Source organism: Streptomyces sp. NPDC058664 (assembly GCF_042716635.1).
In the GTDB taxonomy this organism is placed as follows: Bacteria; Actinomycetota; Actinomycetes; order Streptomycetales; family Streptomycetaceae; genus Streptomyces.
The window spans coordinates 1-1087 of the sequence record NZ_JBHXRW010000249.1 but is presented as its reverse complement, the minus strand read 5'-3'; the positions used below and the strand labels follow the sequence as shown (position 1 = coordinate 1087).

The window sequence follows — 1087 nt, the reverse complement described above, 5'->3', positions numbered from 1 at the left end:
CGCGTCCTGGGCGTGTACGCCTCGCGGGTAATGACGCCGCGCGGCTCGACCGCCGTGACCGGTCTGGAGCTGATGACCGCCCTGCACCCGCCGACCCGGGCCTCCGAGCCGGACGCCGACGGCAAGCGGCACTCCGAGCACAACCCCGGCTCGCTGGGCAAGGATGGCATCGACCCGATGAACTGGCCGCCGTGCGAGGTCCCCGACGGCCACCCGGTCCTTAAGGACCTGCCCCGGTTCCACGTGCGTGGCCCGGCGGAGAAGCTGTTCGAAGAAGCGTACGACTGGGCACGGCCGATGACCGACGCGGAGTGCACCCTGCGGCACCTGGTCGGCATCGACGTCAGCATGGCCTTCGCCGCCGGCGCCAACGGCCTGAACGTCGGCCTCGGTGAGGCGACGCACGTCACGAACCCGGTGTTCGACCCGAAGCTGCCCGGCTCGTGGACCTCTCCCACGTCGACCTGTCGAAGGTGAAGGTCGGCAAGCAGTGGGTGGAGCTGGACGGCAGCCTGCTGCCCTCCCCGTTCACGCCGAAGGGCGAGCGCCCGACCGGCCCGGCCTGGTACGCGACGCCCACCGTCGCCTACGCGGCGGAGCTCGGCTACGAGGTGCGCCCGACCGAGGCGTGGGTGCGGCGTGAGAACGGCCGCTACCTGGACGGCTGGTACAACCGGTTGCGCGACGCCTACCTCGCCACGATGGCCGACCTCGGCGTCGACGCCGACCTGTCGCCGGCCGACTTCCTCGCGGCGATGGACGGCTACAAGGCCCGTGACCCGGAGCTGGGACTCGTGGTCTCGGCGGTCAAGGCGACGGTGAAGGGCGGCCTGGGCAAGCTGCGCGAGCGCCCGCGCGGGGAGGGCTGGCGGCCGGGCGAGCCGTGGCGCGCCCTGTCCCGCCCGACGTGGCGGCCCGACATCCGGGCGGCCGTCATCTCCCGCACCCGGATCAACCTGCACCGCAAGATCGTCAAGCACGCGTCGTTCACTGGGCAGTACCCGATTGCGATCCTGTCCGACTGCGTCGTCTACGCCGCCGCCGGGCCCTCGCCGCTGGACTTCCTGCCCTACCGGGAGGGCAAGCC

At 72.3% G+C, this 1087-nt stretch carries 1 pseudogene; it reads left to right on the top strand.

Annotated elements, in window-relative coordinates:
* Window positions 1-1087, top strand: a pseudogene (tap, locus tag ACFWUY_RS41920) (telomere-associated protein Tap); the annotation flags it as partial.